Source organism: Bacillus sp. SD088 (assembly GCF_017355205.1).
Taxonomy (GTDB): Bacteria; Bacillota; Bacilli; order Bacillales; family Bacillaceae_C; genus Lederbergia.
Genome location: NZ_JADIJK010000033.1, coordinates 25,041 through 41,866 on the forward strand (window position 1 = coordinate 25,041; position 16,826 = coordinate 41,866).

Consider the following 16,826-nt stretch of genomic DNA (forward strand, 5'->3'; position numbering starts at 1 on the left):
CCCATTAAACCTGCTGAAGCTTTTAATTGTTTTGTTTTTTAAAAAGCCTTCTTCGATTCCAAACTTAAAGGCTTCTAATAAGTTTTTATTTCTTCTTTTTGAGGCACAATTGTTGATAAAAAAACGGTTGTGCCTTTTAATGGTTGGACAAAGCTATTAAAAAAAGGATTGGATAAAGGATGAAATTAAGTGTGTTAGACCAAGCGCCTGTATCAAAAGGAGATAGCCCTGAACAGACATTACAACATACATTAGAGTTAGCCCAATGGACTGAAAAGCTTGGCTATCATCGCTATTGGGTTGCAGAACATCATAACAGCAATGGACTTGCCAGTTCCTCACCTGAAATTATGATGACAAGAATTGCCTCAGTAACAAATCAGATTCGTGTCGGCTCTGGCGGTATCCTTCTACCACAGTATAGCCCATATAAAATTGCTGAAAATGCAAAAACTTTAGCCGCATTTTTTCCAAACCGTATTGATATTGGTGTAGGTAGTTCCCCAGGTGGTTCTCCACTAACAAGATCCGCATTAACAGATAACCAAAATAAAAGCCTTCATGATTTCCCCAGGCAGGTTGCTGATTTACAGGGATTTTTACATAATTCTTTACCACGTGATCATGCATTTCGGCTGGTAAAAGCGGGACCACGAATAGAAAATGTTCCCCCTCTTTGGCTGTTAGGATTATCGGAACGTTCAGCGAAAAATGCAGCAGACATGGGACTTGGCTTTGTTTTTGGTCATTTTATTGACCCAACATATGGAAGAGAAGCATTAAAAACGTATCGTGGGCATTTTTCCCCTTCTGTAAGTATGAAAGAAGCTCAATCGATCGTATGCATTTTTGTTGTTTGTGCGGAAACAGAAGAAGAAGCGGAAGAATTGGCATTAACACAAGATAAATGGTTGTTAAATGTTGGGAAAGGCTTAGGTACGAAGGTATTGCCAAAAGAAGATATTCGTAAGCATGCATTTAATGATGAAGAATTAACCATTATAAAGCAGAACCGCAATCGTTGTATTGTCGGACCACCTGAAACAGTCAAGGAACAATTAACTGTTTTACAAGACGAGTATCAAACAGATGAATTTATGATCATTACAAATATCTTTGACTTTGAAGCAAAGAAAAAATCGTATCGTTTACTGGCAGAAATGATACTTTAATAAAAAGTATGCAAATTACAGCATCCATTAATAAGATATTGCTTAAATCATTAGCCTTTGTATTACTCAAACATAATATGCTTTTCATACATTAAGTAACTGAATTTAATCCTAATAGTCATGTATCAAAAAGATCAATTATGTATATACTACTATATATACAAAGTCAAGAAGGTGTGATATCATGGAGACAAATAGTCATAAAGGGGATTTGAAAATGACCACAAAAGCAACGAAATGGGGAAATAGTGTTGGTGTTCGTATTCCGCATAGAATAGCCCAAAAATACGATGTTCATGATGGAACGGAAATCCAAATAGAAGCTGACGGAGAAAATGGAATTATTTTAAAGCCAATCGTGGAGAAAGACCCAACACTTGAGGAATTGTTAGATAGAATCACTGACGAAAACAGGCATGAAGAATATTTCAAGCGACCAATGGGAAGGGAATTGTTGTAATGGTATCATTGAAAAAGGGTGATATTGTGTTTATGCAATTTGATCCACAATCAGGTCATGAACAAGCAGGATATCGCCCTGCAATCGTATTATCAAAAGAAATATTTAATAGCCGTACTCATTTTGCTGTTGTTTGTCCGATCACCAGACAAAAGAAGGGGTATCCTTTTGAAGTTGAATTGCCAGAAGGGTTGGAAGTTGAAGGTGTTATTTTAACTGACCAACCGAAGAGCATGGATTGTCATTCCCGAAATGTCAGAGTAGTTGGACAGGCACCAGAAAGCACTGTTCATACGTGTATCAAACGAATCCATACTTTTTTATCTTTAGATTAGAACTACAGTTTGAATTACACTTATCTTTCTAAATAATAGATAAACATACTACATAAAGCAGCCGATTAATCTAAGGTGAAAAAAGAACTCGAAAGACCGAGATCAAAAGTCGGATATTTCAAGACGATACGGCTGTTGTTGTCGCCTTCAATTCTTCCCCTGCCCTCATATTCATTTTTCTGTATAGCCTCCACCAAACTGAATCATTAGTATGGTAGTGCCTTCATAGTCGTTATATATATATATTCTAATGTTGATCCGCTCATGCTTGAAGACGAATCCGTTAAATGTCTTCGTTTATATAGCCGGGCTTATTATCCTCTTACAATCCATAATTAAAGACAAGCTTCATTTTGGATGCTTCTAAAACTGCTTATGCCATGTTCTCGACCGTTTTCGCTTTTTATATAGGGAGGAATCGAAAAAAGGATATCTTGAATACCAATGCTGTTGCCCGATTGTTGTGCAGTAACAGTCATTATATATACCCCTGTGTGTTTATTTGTCTCCATCCCAACACCCCCTCAAATAGAATGTATACTCTAGTTATACATTCTCAAATGAAATGATACATATTTTTCGAATAAAATTCGTTCACTACATATTCAGGAACCTTATCTTCCTTACCACAATCCAAACATCCATCAAAATGCCACCAAATCAACGTTGTCACTTCAAATGTGCTTAGTGAATTATTCCCTTTATTTAGATGTCTCACTCAAGCATTGATTTGCTTTCTTTATATGCAATCTTTTCATTTCCACAATAATGCATAATAGCTTGATGGACAAATTCATTCAACCTATGGTCTCCAAATTGATTTATATATTCTTTAAAGCCTGCATCGTCCTTATAGGTATAAGCAATACATTGCAGAATTTCTGTATCACAAACCATAAATGGTTCTAAGTAACTTTTCCATTCACTGACAAGCTTTTGTACCTCTTCGGTAGCAGGTGTTTCCTTTGAAAGCTTGGCAAACTGCTTAAATACATGCTGCATATTTTGATCAAACGTTTCAAATATAGCACGTCTTTTCTCTTCAGGGATTTGTTCGATATTCCCTTCAAATTCTTTATATTTTCCTGTATCTCCGTACACATATTTGGCTTCCATTAGATACTGTTCTTTTACTGGTAAGACATTGCCTTCATGAAAAATATCTAGATTATTAATATCTTTTCCTGCAATAAAGTCGTTTAAATTGGTTAATATTCGTTCGAGTTTTTGCTTTTTTATTTGCATCGCTTCATAATGTCCAGCTAAAACAGCCCTTTGTTCTTGTTTTGGCATCTGGATAATGGCTGCTATTTCTTTTAAGGGCAAGTCTAATTCTTTTAACAACAAAATCGTCCGCAACTTTTTTAAATCCTCTTGATTATATAGCCGATAGCCTTTATTTGAATAACTCTCCGGCTTTAATAAATTGATTTCATCATAATAATGGAGTGTTCTTTTCGTTACTCCCGTTATGACAATCATATCTTTAACAGTGTAATACTGTTTCTTCATTCCAATATTCTTCCACCTCGCTTAATATCTCCTCGGCCGGGAGTATCGTTGCTTCCACAATCGTTTTTCCTGTTTTTTGCAGATAATATTTCACTAAATGATACCCGCACGCATAACCAGCACTGTGTGGCACTCCTGCAACTGGCAACCCCTGTAATCTAGCAACTTCATCTCCATAAAGATATGGCATGATTTGCTGTAATCCAGTTACTTCTATATATTCTCTCAATATTGGTTTAATAATATGATTCAGTGTGTTTGCATCTGTTTTGCTGACCCAAGGCCCAATTAGATCTTCGCCATACAAAGCAGTCGCAAAGTTTTCTGCCAAGCCTTCACTGACAATCAATTCCCCAAGGTTAATTTTCTCATTCCATTCAATAAATTGGTAACGTACATTATGGTTACACTCATGAGCTAAAGCAGGTTTTAATCGCTTTAGTGTGTACTCATTTGGAATTAAACTGCAAAAAATATAGCCGGGAATCCCTCCTTCTCCGCTGTAGCCTTCACTCAGCTGCAGAATTTCACTATCAGGATTTCCTAATAAAATTGTAATTAAATAATCCGATACAGGCAAGTGAATGCCATGTTGTGTAAATTGGTTTAAGCAATGTTCCATTGTCTGCTTTAACTCATCCCATAATGTATCAGAGGAAATTAGTTTTAAATCTGGTTCTATTTCAGGCGTTATCATTTCCGGCGATAGATGAGCCATATTATTTATCGTCATCACATCAAATCCACTTTCTTCTTTCGCTCGAAATGGAATCTGCTGTATTTCCCACTTTCTCATGTATGGCGCCAGCATCTCCTGACGATACAATTCCTTTTTTTCCTCTTGTGGACAAGCAATAACCTTTTTATAAATCTTATCAGACCGTAATAGATTGATATTCATTTTATCACCCTTTTCATTTCTTATTTTTAACTTACAGTATCACGTAACGTGACGGTCAAGTAAAAAATGAAACAAAATCAGATAAAGCGAGACTTATCGGGGCGTTACGGCTGGTTGCACCGGGATAAAATGATGCCTTTTATAGAAAGGTTCCTAAGCAACAAAAATAGCGTACCAATTTACTAGTACGCTATCTCTCCATTTATTTTTATAGAAGTTATTTTCTAGCTTCTTCATCCTCTATCATCCACAGAAAATCATTGTGTGTGCCGTTGGTTACAACACCCGGATTTGGTCTGAAATAATATTCATCAGAAGTTTTTACATCAGCAATAAATTGTGCTTGTTTTTCTTCACCTGGAGCTATTTCTCCCTCAAAGACCTGGATACTTTCAAAGTGTTCCGCATTATTTGAGGTATTTGAACCTTCCAGTGAAGTTGTGATTCCTAGATTATACATTAAGTCCTCTGCAACTAATGTATCATCACTTGTATTTTTAAAAGTAAGGTCTAGGACGATTAATTCATCTAATAAACTAGCTTCGCCATCTAATTCTGAACCAACTATTTCCGCTGAATCAACTGTAAGTTCATAAGTTCCAATGGATGTTTGTACTACAGCAGTATCTCCTATTTTTAAGTCCGTTTGGTCTGCTTCTGTCACTTCAGAATTATCACTGTTTGAATCTGAAGAACTATCACTATTTACTTCTTCTTCGTCTGATTTATTATCTTCTTCTGCATTATTTTCAATATCTTGTTCTTCTCCATCAGTTTTGTTTCCATCATCACTACAGGCAATTAAAAGCGTACCTGTAAATAGTAGAATAATCATTGTTAATAGGATCTGTTTCATCTTCGGATCTCTCACTTTCATTTTAATAAGCATTCTACTATTCACTTTACAATTTTTCTTTGTTGCTTTCCAGAAAAACTAAGCTTTAATTGGGAGAGTATCAATTTTTGAGTTGGAAATCCTTTTGTTCATTACAAACAAATATATACCTAGAATTACATTGACAGCTAAGACGATACCACTGCCTTCAATCCCATAGTCGCCACCTGATATTAACGGATTTCCTTGAAACGTGGTCTTTAAAAGACTTGGATAATCGCTTGCCAAGGAAACCCCGCCAAGGATAATCGCTCCAATTGTATTCCAAATAAAATGAGCAATGATTGGCGCTATGATTGTACCTGTGTATTCTAGCAATAAGGTTATAAATATACTCATTGAAACCACATTAAGCACTGGAATAATTCCTGCTTCAAATGCACCGCCGTGCATTGCAGTGAATAAAATTGTAGTTAACACAGTTGCCGCTATCATATTGTATTTTTGCTTCATTAACTGATATAGATAGCCCCTCACTAACAATTCTTGCATTGCAACGTTCAACAGTGATGCCAGTATCCAAATCCATATAGAAGCAATATTATTTTGGCCCTGTATATCCATTGTTTTTGTAAGAAAAAGGACAGCTACTACGCTCCCCAACCATAAGGTCCCCATAGCAACGCCCGTTAGTGAATTTTTAAAGAAGCTTGAAGCTACTGGTATCTTAATTTTACCTTTCTCTATTACTAAAACAAAAACAACAGAAAGTAAAATTACTACAGCGAGTGGTGTGAATTCCCACCATAATCGTAGATATGCCTGGTTATTTGTTTTGATTTCAGGCGTAAAAGAGATTAAAATTGCCCACCCCATAAAAAAGATAACTACTTTTAAAACTGTACTTATCAACTTTTTCATTACTGCTCCCTCTCTAATAACAATGCAATTTATTGAGTGTATTTCGCTTATAATCCGTCAGGACAAGATAAAGATTCATTATAACTTAAAATAAATCTTTTTAACTTTCTTCATAACTCATAGCTAAAACTATTTCTATACTGTTGAGGTGAATACTGTGTCTGTTTTTGAAAAGCATGATAAAAACTGGAGTAACTCTGAAATCCTACTTCATAACAAATGTCCATAATGGATAGATCCGTGTTTTTTAAAAGATGGATGGCTTGACTCACACGTATATTCTCTAAGTAGGAACGTGGTGTTCTTGATGTATGTTTTTTAAAAATCCGTCCTAAGTGATATGGGCTTATGCCAATATTCTGCGCTATTTGTTTCAATGTAAGCTTTTCTGTGTAATGTCTTTGAATATATGCTTTTGTGTCATTAATGATATCCATTATTGGATCGAACTTGATCATATCCGGTTGGCATCTTTTGCAGGGACGAAAACCTGCTATTTTTGCGTCTTCAGCTGTTTGAAAAAAGGTGATATTTTCTTTATTTGGACTTCTCGACTTACAAGATGGCCGGCAAAAAATACCTGTTGTTTTCACTGCGTAGAAAAATAGACCATCATATGAATCGTCACAGTTATTAGCGATTTTCATCATTTCGTTGAAAGAAAACTTTGTATGAGCAACCATCCCGTTCATCTCCTGTCTCGGCTTTTCTTATAAAAAAACATATAAGCAATATATAGAAAAATAACGATCAATGGAACAATGATATATGAGCGAAAAAACGGAAGAACAAGTATGCATAAAACCAAGGCAGCTAATGAACACCACCAAGGTAATGTTCCTTTTTTAAACAGTTTAACACCTGCCGCCATCGAAAGAATATAAACAAGTATTCCCAGGGATGTTGGAATAAATAAAATATCGTTAAAAGTAAGAGAAAGAGTATTTGTAATAAAAACCCCTGTTCCAGCAAATATAACAACAAACAAAACCATGCGTCTTGATATGTGGATTTTTGGGTGTAGCTTAGAAAAACAAGCAGGAAACGCCCCATCTCTGCTTAGCGAATAGCCAAGCTGGGTAAGGCTTGCGACAAATGCGTTTGCTGTTCCAGTACAAATGATAAAAGCAAGAATACCAGTAAGCAATTGTGCATTTAATCCAAGTGTATCATTCATAATAATGGCAATTGGAGATAAATTACTCTCCTCATCACCGTATGTTCCAGTTCCAATGGTGATAAAGCTAAGTGCCAGAAAAAGCACACCGATAATGATGACACTAATAATAGTACTTCTTACAATATTTTGTTTAGGCTGCTTAAAATTACTTGCAAGATTGCAAATCGCCTCCCAACCAAAAAATGCCCAGAAAATAACGGTTATAGCGGATCCGATGGAACTACTTCCACTAGGGAAAAATGGGACGAATTGATTCCAGCTTATACTAGGAATAGCCAATACAATCGCAGTTACTAACAAAAGAAATAAACAACCACTTAATAATAACGCTATTTTGCCACTTACTTGAATGCCAAAATAATTAGTGATCCCGGCAATTGCCAATATGAATAAGGCGGAAAATGATATTTGAATCTGAGAAAAACCAAGAGCATTCCCTAAATAATAGGCTCCTGTTAAAGCAACGATGGTCTGTCCAACGGCTGCTGTAACAAAATAGAACCACCCGATAATATTCCCTAGATGTTTACCAAATGAATAACGTACAAAAGTGGCAGCTCCTCCAGCGTCTGGGTATTCTCTTGCTAAGCAAGCAAAGGAGTATGCGAGTGGAAAACTAATAATGATCACGATCAGCCAAGCTACTATGGAAGCTGGCCCTGCTATGGAAGCCGTCACACCCGATAAAAAAAGCACACCTGATCCTAAAACCGTTGCAATATATAAAGCAATACCTTGAAAAAATCCAATCGATTTATAAGACATGTAGTCACCTCATTTCTACATGCATTATACTAATGAAGGATTGCCATACACATTCGGATTTTTGCTTTTTAATTTTAAAAGATAAAGTGAAACTTCAATCAGTGGGGGTTTTCTTTCATCCCCCACTGATTGGTAGTTGAACAAATCGGGCTTTTACTGGCTGTTGATCCCCACTTACAATTCTAGGTTTTCCACAAATTCTTGAAGTGGGGGTCTTACAGCCAGTTAATGCGGGATAAAATAATGTATTACTTACTTTTTATTCTTTTTTACATTCCGCACAATACAAAAATATGAACTGCCCCCAATTGTTAGACAACATCTAACAATTGCGGGCAGTTCAAAGTGTAGTCAATCAATTAATAGTGTGAAATTGACTCTTCCTAACAACGCCTTCGTTTGTTGAAGCCCTATCATTACTAAGATTAACCTTGATATGTATAAGGTGTTTATTTAACATAATCCGAATATCCGAGTTTTCCTAAATGTGGTGGCCTATTACTGTATTGAGAGGCTGGAACAAAAGTGTTTTCACTCACAAAACCGAACTACTTGGTGATATACCTCGCTCCGGAAATATACTTCGCTAAGGCAATTCATTATTCGTCTTTGAAGCTTAGCGTTTTAGTTATGTCCCAGCCTCTTCAAAACCTCTTCATTTCTTAGTTATTCAATCCGGAATTTGTATTAGACAGAGCTACAAGGTCAGATTCCTCATAGCGATTATGCCCTTTTATAGGATCCAACATTTCTAAAAAAGGCAATTTTCTTTGCAGCCAAATTCTCAATTTTGATTAACATGTTTACCCCCTCCTTGAACTTAGCGTAGAATGATTTAAAATAATTTTCCAGCCAAATTTTTAAATATTAGAAAACTTTTTTAAATGATGATATCATCACTTGTTTGCAGTCTATCTCTTAAAGAGAAGATCAAACTTTTAGCTGCATTACTATTAACTTTTTACCGCATGGATGTAATGAATTGTTTCGAATGCAGACAAATAATCTGTACGATCGCGAAAGAATTTTTCATTAATCGTAGAAGGAGATAAATGTTCAGCGGTGAGCAAACTTAAATCTCCTAACATTCTCTCTACTTCATCATAAGTAAAACATGATTTCATTGGTTCACCACTAGCTGAAGCCATTTGAACTATATTTTGAACTCGATTAGACAACCCCTTTTCCTTAAAAAGGTTCTCATCAGCATAATCAAAAACGATAGAGCTTCCTGATGGCACTTCGGTAAATAATGTATTAATTAAGTTGGCTATTTCCTCTTTTGCTAAATAATAAGAAACACCTAAAAGACTAAATAAAGTTTTTTTGTCCGTCTTAAAACCTTCTTCCACAAGATTTTGAGCGGTAAAATTTTTGGTGAAATCACCTGAAACAAAATGAAGATTATCTGGAAGTTGATAATGAGCATTTGCTAATCTTTTCTTTTTGAATTCTTGTGTTGCAGGATGATCAACTTCAAATATTTCTAAGCCATCGTTTAATTCTGGATGGCGGAAGCAAAAGGTATCTAAGCCAGCGCCTAAAATGACATACTGGTTTACCCCTTGCGACATTTCTTGAAATAATACATTTTCACAATAGGCAGCACGCGCTAAAGGAGTTGGAGAAAGCTGGACTTGTGTGATCCATCTTAAGATTTCTTCTGGATGATTTTGAAACTCGCTTGCAACTTGCTTATTAAAGAATTGAATTCCATTAACCATGTTCTCGCGAATAGCTAAAAACTCTTTTTGGGTAATGAAATCTTTTGCAATAAAATCATCAAATATTTTAGGTGTGTCATTTTGACTGTGGTATGCTCGACCAAAAGCTGAGATTAAGGAAGTTAAGCTTGATTCATTTTCCTTCATAGAAAATCCTCCCTATAACAAAAATAAGATTCCCCTGGCCAGAGAACCTCATTATACACACAAATATTTTAATTGTAAATTATAGCACAAATAAAAATTTTTGTCAATTAAAACAACTTGTTTTAACAAGAATTACTCCTGTTCTATCGCTCCTAATTAGGAAGAAAATAGCAATCGATAAGAAATCTTTTTTTGCGTGCATGTTAAAATAAAACTAGAATCAAACTACTGGTATGATTAGTTTACATTATCAATTAGAAAAAACTAATATAACGAGGAGATGTTTTAATGATTGTGAATATTTATCCGTATTTGACAATGAACGGTAATGGGCAAGAAGCTATTAAATTTTATGAGAATGCGTTGAATGCAACCGTTTTAAATGTACAGACATTTGGCGATATGCCAGAAAATCCTGGATCACCACTAATGACTGATGAGGCAAAAAATCGAGTCTTAAATGCTCATTTGAAAATAGGGGATACAGATTTAATGATTTCAGATACTTTTCCTGGTCCGCATGAAGAATCTTATCAGCTAGGATCACAAGTATCGATCGCTATTACCATTAATAATGCTGAGACATCAAAAGAAGTATTTACAAAACTATTAGAAGATGGGCAAGAAATTATGGCGCTACAAGAAACCTTCTGGAGTCCATTATATGGACAAGTAACAGATAAATTTGGCGTGACATGGCAAATCTCAACAAACCTGCAGGAATAATTAAACGAATACTTTTTTATTGCGCTAGGTAAGCACTCAAAAATGGGATTTGGCTTTAGGCCCTGTTTTCGAGTGCTTATTTAATTATGGATTCCTCCGATATGGACAAGTGAAATTGAGCAAGCATCTGAATTTATAATTAATTCGGGGGATGCACTCTATATATTGTAAAAATCATTAATGGCGTTTTTACTGCTATGTTCATTCATATATAGTGAAACTTCAATCAGTGGGGGTTTCCTTCAGTTTCCTTCATCCCCCACTGATTTCAGAAGATCAAAGGCTAAATTCGCGACGTCCTGTCGGCAGGCTCAAAGCACGACATCCTGTCGTTTCGCCCGCACTAGTACGTCCTGTACGTCGCAACGCCTTTGTGACCAACTTCCTGTCGGCCGAACCAAATCGGGGTTTTACAGCCAGTTAAATACTGAAGATACTTCAAAAATACGGGATTATTGTAACATACTCTCCAATTTATTCTTCACTAATGCCCATTCTCGGTCGATTACACTATAAAACACTGAGTCTCTTAAATAACCATCAGGCATAATAACATGATTCCGAAGCACTCCTTCTTTTACCGCACCCAGTCGTTCAATTGCCTGCTGAGACCGCATATTACGACCATCCGTTTTTAATTGAACACGAATCGCCCCAAGTGTCTCAAAGCAGTGCTTTAAAAGAAGATACTTACATTCTGTATTTATTCTAGTTCGCCAAACAGTTGGAGCCAGCCATGTCCAACCAATTTCCAAGTTACGGTTTGGGATGGATATATTAAGTAAACGAGTACTTCCCACAATTTTCCCCGACTCCTTATCGAAGATAACAAAAGGAAATTCACTTCCTTTTTCTCTCGCTTGAAGTGCTCCATCCACAAGGAACCTTATATCTTCAATCGATTGAATCTTCATTGGCATATAAGCCCATATATCTGGATTATTTCCCGCCTCAAATAATGCCTGTACGTGATGATCCTCCATAGGTTGTATCTTGACTCTATCTCCTATTAATACTACTGGTGTTATTTCCATCACTCTTCTCCTTTTTTCTTTAGTATGATTATATAAACAAACTGATCTATATTAAAGTGATAGTTGTTTATTTTTATAAAGGAAAGATCCGGATTTTTCCTTACGTAAGTGAGTCTCTATAAAGATTTAGTTCATACTCATTTTTTAAATTCAGCATGAACAGAATTTTTTATCATACTTTATTATAAGTGGCAATTTTCATTTCAAAATTAAAACCAATAAGGATATGAATGTGAGCCTTCCCTCACAAATATATTTTGGAGGTGAGAAAATGGGAAGAGTTGCTTACCGAAATGCAGACGTTGACTTAATGGCAAGGATGATGAGAGCAGAGGCTGAGGGTGAAGGAAAACAAGGAATGCTATATGTGGGAAACGTAATTGTTAACCGTGTTGTAGCAGATTGTAGTGATTTTAATGATTTGAGAACAGTTGAACAGGTCATTTTTCAAGTACAAGGAGGAAATTACTCATTTGAAGCTGTTCAAAAAGGGAATGCATTCTATCAAAGAGCAAGAGAGTCAGAAAGAAAATTAGCAAGGCAAACTTTGGAGCATTGGAGAGATCACCCAGCAAAATATGCCCTTTGGTACTTTAATCCATATGCTCCGTGCCCTCCAACATGGTATGATCAACCTTTTACTGGTCAATTCAAACAGCATTGTTTTTATGAACCAGCACCTGGAACATGTGAGAGTGTTTATAATGGTTGATGATTTTGCAAATATAAGCTGATAAGACTCATCCATACTATAAAGTTTTTGGCAGGAAACTACAGTATGTTGGATTATTTACAATCTGTTAATCATAATTATTTACTAACATCAAGCTTATTAGATAGCATTGTAATTTAATAAAGCTAGGGCAGGTTCATGAAAAGATGAACCTGCCCCTCTTTAATACAGTAAAATTTACATTTCCAACGAAAGGTAAATCATTTATCTTTTTTTAAAATGTAACCTTTTAAAGAATTTCGACATTCTTCAACACATCGCATCTCGTTTATAAAGTAAGAGTAAGCTTATTAAAAGCATAATAACCCCTAGTGCTAAAAAATATAGTGGCATCGCAAGGACTGTTTCATTATGGAAAATGCTCATACCATAGATTATAGCGCTGACGAGTAAATAATAACCTAAACTAAATAGCGCACTTGCAGAACCAATAACGTCTTGAAAATCAGTGAGCGCTAAACTTAAACAGTTTGGTAAAGCAGTACCTGTACCAAATAAAATAATGAACACACTAACAATCATGGTTGGCATTTGTAATGAAATCGATAAAAAATGTACCGATGTAGCAAGCAATGTACCGATGAGCATAATGGCTAACCCGGCTAAGATAATCTTCTCAGGTTTTGTGTGGCTAACGAGTCGTTTAGATAGCAACGCACCTGCGATAGAAGCGAGTGCAACGATAATGCCTAAAAAACCATACATCGCACTTGTTAGTTTAAAGTATTGTGTAAAAATAAATGGTGCTTCGGTATAATAGCTAAATAATACACCGTTAATACAGCCAATTAATACGCCATAACACCATAGACGCGCATTTGTAAATATGCGCTTCACTATTGGTAATAAAGGCTTCATTTCGATTGTAGTAAGGGCTGTTTCAGGCAGGCGTAAAAAAGCATAGCAAAATACAATAATACTCATAGTGACTAACACCAAAAATACAACTTTAAAGCCAAAATAATAATCGGTAAAGCCACCGATTAACGGGCCAATAGCAGGTGTAAAGGCTATTGCAGCTGAAATTTGAGCGAACAGTTTATGACGCTCAACGCCTGAAAAGCTTTCGCGTAAAATCGTTTGTGTCACGACAGAGCCAACACTTGCACCAAACGCTTGAATAAAGCGTGCGACTAATAAAACCGCCATTTCATTAGCTACTAAACAAAGTACGTTACCAACAAAATATATAAACACCCCATAAAGCATCGCCTTGCGACGACCAATTTTATCGGATAAACGCCCAAAGAAAAATACTCCGAAAGCAAAAGCGATAAAGTACACACTCATCGTAAGTTGTGCATCACTCATAGAAGTTTCCAACGCTTCTGCGATAGAAGGTAATGATGGGCTAAAAATTGTTTCACTAATTTGTGGAAAGCCTACTAATATAATCAATAATAATAAGCTTGGTGTTTTGTTTCCGATGTTTTTCCTCAAAATAATCCTCCCCTAGGTAATTATAGGTTTGAAAGAAAAACATCATAGCTTGGGAAATGGGGGTTTCACGAGTTTAATCTTTTCTAATTCACTCATGAATTCACTTCCTTTTAATAAAAAATACATAGAAGATTATACAATTGAAAGGAATAAAAGTAAAACAGCGCTACTTTGGTAGATTTGGAATAAAGTTCAATCAAAAATAGGTAGCAAACCCATTTTTACTCGACAGATTTAAGTATCGATTTTGTAAAAAAGCTTAATCATTCTATCATTGATCTTCTGTTTCAATTCCCTTTTCAGCAAAATAGAGTCTAATTTTCTCCCGTCCATCACGAGTCCAAAATCCGAAATCCAATATCACATTGGTATTTGCTGCTATGATTTGCTCCCTGGTCACAGGAAGGATGAGACAGCAATCGAAAAGAAATGTTAAAGAAATGACTATGATACGATTGAATTACGTTAAAACCAAGGAGGGAAAAATGGCAGTAAAAGTTGCCCCGTATTTGATGTTGGATGGAAATGCTAAGGAAGCCATTCAGTATATTTCTAATTGATACGGAAAGACAAGGCTATACTAGTGAAGGCGATTTTAACCAACGACAATACCTTTATTCGTTTAATTAGTGAGTTTTCAACTTGATGATTTAGATGAAAAATTCCAGGGAGCACATGAAAAAAGGCTAGTGTAAAGTGACTGGAAATACCGTAAAAGAAGGAGATATTGATATGATTACACAGATTGCACAAGTACCTATTCTCGTTAAGGACCTTGAGGAAGCAAAACAATTCTATACTGAAGCATTAGGTTTTGTTGTTCGGGAAGAAATAGAGTTTTCTCCGGGCTGGAAATATCTTACGGTTTCTCCAACGGAAACTAGTGAGACACAATTGGAATTAATGAAGGCCGAGACACCAGAGCAAGAACAAATGATTGGTAGACAACTGGTAGGACGAGCGGCGCTGATGTTTTTAAGCGAAGACATTGAAACAGACTATCATGAAATGAAAGCAAAGGGTGTGGTCTTCCACAGCGAACCTAAGTCAGTTCCCGGAGGAAAAGGCGCAGGTTTCGAAGATTTGTATGGTAATGCCTTTGACCTGTATCAGCTAGATATAAAAGAAGAATAGAATACCGTCAAAGACGAACAATGTATTGCCTTAGCCGACGCAGACTCCCACGGGAAGTGAGAGTAAGATAAGTGACGGGGCTTTCCGCAGGCGGCTGGTGAGCTTCCTCATGCTGTCGCACTCCGGGATTTCACCGATGCCTTTGCGACGAACACGATGTTCTAGTGTCGGTGTTGGTCACTGGACGTGACCGTCATTAGCCGACCTCCCGCAGGAGTCTTCGTATATTTCTACGCTAAGGTAATACATTGTTCGGTTTTAGAGCTCGATTTTTTAGTTTTGTCTCAGCCTCTTTAAATATTTTTCAATCAATGGAGCAGATTGACCATAAGCACCAAAACTATATCCAATGCATAATTTCCAACTGGTCTTAAATCATTTCCATTTTGAGGTACTGACCTTTTTTTTATTAATTTAAAAAACAAGAAACCTCTATTACCTATGGAATAACCACACAAGTAGAGGCTTCTTTTACCGTTTAAATTTATTTCCCTTTTTTTCTAAATTCTTATGTCCGCTATTTTTTATATCTTTTTTTACATCAGAAGTAGTATCAAGTCCTGCAAAGTAATGATTTCTTGATTTATCATTGATGACTTCTTGAAGCATTGTTACACGTTCACAAAAAGCAAAGCAAATAGCATCGGTTCGTGCCTCATCAACAAATAGAGAATCCTTTACAATTTCTCTATACTCTTCCTCTATATTTTTAAGAGAAGATAAATCAACCCAATCAAAATCTGTTACAAGTTTGATCTGATCCTCATGGTTATTTTTAAATGGTTTACAGTTTATTTTGCCATCTGCATGAATGAGAGACACTGGTTTCGAATACCATAAGGAAGTTCCACTATCAAATACAGGTGAAGCACCTAACCATTCCAAGTTTTCTGCATTGCGAATAACGCCAAAATTGTATTGATGTCTGTCCTCATTCATAACTAAATAATCAAGCACTAACATTTGGTTTATAGATTCTTCTATGTTAGGTATTCCTAAATCGTTACAACAGTTTAAATAATGCTGATAAACAGATACATGATTTTGTTTTTTCTCTGTTTGCATGACATACCACGCACTAATTAATTCTGTATTTGAAGTAACAAAATTTTCGCAAACACTATAGGGATACTCTTCTTGCTTCATTAAAGAATACGGTATATGATGAATACCTAATCGCTCGCATATTTTACTAGCAAACACTTCATTATAAGGTTCTTGTTGAGTTGCTCCACTTCCACCTTTTATCAAACAACGCTTACCATTAACGATTGTCCATTTCTTTTTCAGCCATCCATCTGATGTATTGTCAGGAGACATTAAACTTATTTCTTCACTTTCTGTATGAAAACCAATTAGAATATTACCTACATCCTCAGAAAATGTATTGTCAAAAAAGTTCACATCAACCCATTTTATATCAGATCCTTTAGGACAAATCCAATATTGATCTGAAAGACTTAAACCTAAAGATTTCTCTAATAGCTTTTCGGTTTCTATTATATTCAATTTTTCTAAGGCTTCCCGAATACCATCCCTACTTGCTGGTATTGATCTTGATCTCCACCATTCATTTAATGAAGCTCGATTAACCTTCCCCTTCTTAACTTCTATACCAATTGGCACATGTTTTCCATCATGTATCTCACCTATTTTGGCAATAGATGATGTTTGTTCGTCTAGGTTTATTTCAACTACTGGTGTTTGTTTATGCATCAAAGTATACTTCAATTTTTACACCTTCTTTTAATTGATGATTAAAACTTTGATTTGTTTATAGCTTTTTCTTAGTAAACATTCTAACCTA

The 16,826-nt window shown here is 35.8% G+C and carries 17 protein-coding genes; 6 read left to right on the forward strand and 11 right to left on the reverse strand.

The features are described from left to right. The first annotated feature begins 179 nt into the window (after positions 1-179). The 3 genes from IPU53_RS21715 (at position 180) to IPU53_RS21725 (ending at position 1,967) form a co-directional block, all read left to right on the forward strand. Entirely contained in the window at positions 180-1,172 is a 993-nt protein-coding gene (locus IPU53_RS21715) for an LLM class flavin-dependent oxidoreductase (RefSeq protein WP_207453092.1), read from the forward strand. A gap of 184 nt (positions 1,173-1,356) precedes the next feature. Beyond that, positions 1,357-1,632, forward strand: coding sequence for an AbrB/MazE/SpoVT family DNA-binding domain-containing protein (locus tag IPU53_RS21720; RefSeq protein ID WP_242698493.1), 276 nt, complete (start codon positions 1,357-1,359; stop codon positions 1,630-1,632). Then, positions 1,632-1,967 (forward strand): type II toxin-antitoxin system PemK/MazF family toxin, encoded by a 336-nt coding sequence (locus IPU53_RS21725; RefSeq protein ID WP_207453104.1) that lies wholly within the window; start codon positions 1,632-1,634, stop codon positions 1,965-1,967. The genes IPU53_RS21720 and IPU53_RS21725 overlap by 1 nt, the downstream gene beginning before the upstream one ends. 335 nt (positions 1,968-2,302) lie before the next feature. Here IPU53_RS21725 and IPU53_RS21730 read toward each other — a convergent pair whose 3' ends face one another. From IPU53_RS21730 to IPU53_RS21765, 8 genes are all read right to left on the reverse strand, one after another. Further along, a complete protein-coding gene (locus tag IPU53_RS21730) occupies positions 2,303-2,479 on the reverse strand; it encodes a hypothetical protein (RefSeq protein ID WP_207453106.1) in 177 nt (58 codons plus the stop codon). Positions 2,480-2,681: 202 nt separating this feature from the next. Then, positions 2,682-3,479 carry a MerR family transcriptional regulator gene (locus IPU53_RS21735; protein ID WP_207453108.1) on the reverse strand — a complete coding sequence of 266 codons (798 nt, stop codon included), beginning with the start codon at positions 3,477-3,479 and terminating at the stop codon, positions 2,682-2,684. Continuing rightward, complete coding sequence (locus IPU53_RS21740; protein ID WP_207453110.1) at positions 3,454-4,380, reverse strand: DUF2268 domain-containing protein; 927 nt, start codon at positions 4,378-4,380, stop codon at positions 3,454-3,456. Before IPU53_RS21740 ends, IPU53_RS21735 begins: the two co-directional genes overlap by 26 nt. 217 nt (positions 4,381-4,597) lie before the next feature. Further along, positions 4,598-5,236 carry a hypothetical protein gene (locus IPU53_RS21745; RefSeq protein ID WP_207453112.1) on the reverse strand — a complete coding sequence of 213 codons (639 nt, stop codon included), beginning with the start codon at positions 5,234-5,236 and terminating at the stop codon, positions 4,598-4,600. 78 nt (positions 5,237-5,314) lie between these two features. After that, entirely contained in the window at positions 5,315-6,136 is an 822-nt protein-coding gene (locus tag IPU53_RS21750; protein ID WP_207453114.1) for a CPBP family intramembrane glutamic endopeptidase, read from the reverse strand. 110 nt (positions 6,137-6,246) lie between these two features. Next, positions 6,247-6,819, reverse strand: coding sequence for a bifunctional transcriptional activator/DNA repair enzyme AdaA (locus IPU53_RS21755; RefSeq protein ID WP_242698494.1), 573 nt, complete (start codon positions 6,817-6,819; stop codon positions 6,247-6,249). Positions 6,820-6,824: 5 nt separating this feature from the next. Then, positions 6,825-8,081: an APC family permease gene (locus IPU53_RS21760; protein WP_207453115.1), complete on the reverse strand. Its 1,257-nt coding sequence runs from the start codon at positions 8,079-8,081 to the stop codon at positions 6,825-6,827. A 953-nt stretch (positions 8,082-9,034) separates the two neighbouring features. Beyond that, positions 9,035-9,952, reverse strand: a complete 918-nt coding sequence (locus tag IPU53_RS21765) for a class I SAM-dependent methyltransferase (RefSeq protein WP_207453117.1) — start codon at positions 9,950-9,952, stop codon at positions 9,035-9,037. Between the two features lie 288 nt (positions 9,953-10,240). Between IPU53_RS21765 and IPU53_RS21770 the strand changes: the two genes are divergently transcribed. After that, positions 10,241-10,678 (forward strand): VOC family protein, encoded by a 438-nt coding sequence (locus tag IPU53_RS21770; RefSeq protein ID WP_207453119.1) that lies wholly within the window; start codon positions 10,241-10,243, stop codon positions 10,676-10,678. A 452-nt stretch (positions 10,679-11,130) separates the two neighbouring features. Here IPU53_RS21770 and IPU53_RS21775 read toward each other — a convergent pair whose 3' ends face one another. Continuing rightward, positions 11,131-11,712, reverse strand: a complete 582-nt coding sequence (locus tag IPU53_RS21775; RefSeq protein WP_207453121.1) for a GNAT family N-acetyltransferase — start codon at positions 11,710-11,712, stop codon at positions 11,131-11,133. Positions 11,713-11,983: 271 nt separating this feature from the next. Between IPU53_RS21775 and IPU53_RS21780 the strand changes: the two genes are divergently transcribed. Next, entirely contained in the window at positions 11,984-12,424 is a 441-nt protein-coding gene (locus IPU53_RS21780; RefSeq protein ID WP_207453123.1) for a cell wall hydrolase, read from the forward strand. Between the two features lie 270 nt (positions 12,425-12,694). Here the strand turns inward: IPU53_RS21780 and IPU53_RS21785 are convergent, their stop codons facing one another. Continuing rightward, positions 12,695-13,885 carry a multidrug effflux MFS transporter gene (locus tag IPU53_RS21785; RefSeq protein WP_207453125.1) on the reverse strand — a complete coding sequence of 397 codons (1,191 nt, stop codon included), beginning with the start codon at positions 13,883-13,885 and terminating at the stop codon, positions 12,695-12,697. A gap of 732 nt (positions 13,886-14,617) precedes the next feature. Between IPU53_RS21785 and IPU53_RS21790 the strand changes: the two genes are divergently transcribed. Beyond that, a complete protein-coding gene (locus IPU53_RS21790; protein ID WP_207453127.1) occupies positions 14,618-15,019 on the forward strand; it encodes a VOC family protein in 402 nt (133 codons plus the stop codon). Positions 15,020-15,490: 471 nt separating this feature from the next. Here the strand turns inward: IPU53_RS21790 and IPU53_RS21795 are convergent, their stop codons facing one another. Then, positions 15,491-16,750: a HipA domain-containing protein gene (locus tag IPU53_RS21795; protein WP_242698495.1), complete on the reverse strand. Its 1,260-nt coding sequence runs from the start codon at positions 16,748-16,750 to the stop codon at positions 15,491-15,493. Between the last annotated feature and the right edge of the window lie 76 nt (positions 16,751-16,826).

Coding starts and splice junctions, on each gene's coding strand:
- IPU53_RS21715 (WP_207453092.1), top strand. CDS start 180: ATGAAATTAAGTGTGTTAGACCAAGCGCCTGTATCAAAAGGAGATAGC.
- IPU53_RS21720 (WP_242698493.1), top strand. CDS start 1,357: ATGGAGACAAATAGTCATAAAGGGGATTTGAAAATGACCACAAAAGCA.
- IPU53_RS21725 (WP_207453104.1), top strand. CDS start 1,632: ATGGTATCATTGAAAAAGGGTGATATTGTGTTTATGCAATTTGATCCA.
- IPU53_RS21730 (WP_207453106.1), bottom strand. CDS start 2,479: ATGGAGACAAATAAACACACAGGGGTATATATAATGACTGTTACTGCA.
- IPU53_RS21735 (WP_207453108.1), bottom strand. CDS start 3,479: ATGAAGAAACAGTATTACACTGTTAAAGATATGATTGTCATAACGGGA.
- IPU53_RS21740 (WP_207453110.1), bottom strand. CDS start 4,380: ATGAATATCAATCTATTACGGTCTGATAAGATTTATAAAAAGGTTATT.
- IPU53_RS21745 (WP_207453112.1), bottom strand. CDS start 5,236: ATGAAACAGATCCTATTAACAATGATTATTCTACTATTTACAGGTACG.
- IPU53_RS21750 (WP_207453114.1), bottom strand. CDS start 6,136: ATGAAAAAGTTGATAAGTACAGTTTTAAAAGTAGTTATCTTTTTTATG.
- IPU53_RS21755 (WP_242698494.1), bottom strand. CDS start 6,819: ATGGTTGCTCATACAAAGTTTTCTTTCAACGAAATGATGAAAATCGCT.
- IPU53_RS21760 (WP_207453115.1), bottom strand. CDS start 8,081: ATGTCTTATAAATCGATTGGATTTTTTCAAGGTATTGCTTTATATATT.
- IPU53_RS21765 (WP_207453117.1), bottom strand. CDS start 9,952: ATGAAGGAAAATGAATCAAGCTTAACTTCCTTAATCTCAGCTTTTGGT.
- IPU53_RS21770 (WP_207453119.1), top strand. CDS start 10,241: ATGATTGTGAATATTTATCCGTATTTGACAATGAACGGTAATGGGCAA.
- IPU53_RS21775 (WP_207453121.1), bottom strand. CDS start 11,712: ATGGAAATAACACCAGTAGTATTAATAGGAGATAGAGTCAAGATACAA.
- IPU53_RS21780 (WP_207453123.1), top strand. CDS start 11,984: ATGGGAAGAGTTGCTTACCGAAATGCAGACGTTGACTTAATGGCAAGG.
- IPU53_RS21790 (WP_207453127.1), top strand. CDS start 14,618: ATGATTACACAGATTGCACAAGTACCTATTCTCGTTAAGGACCTTGAG.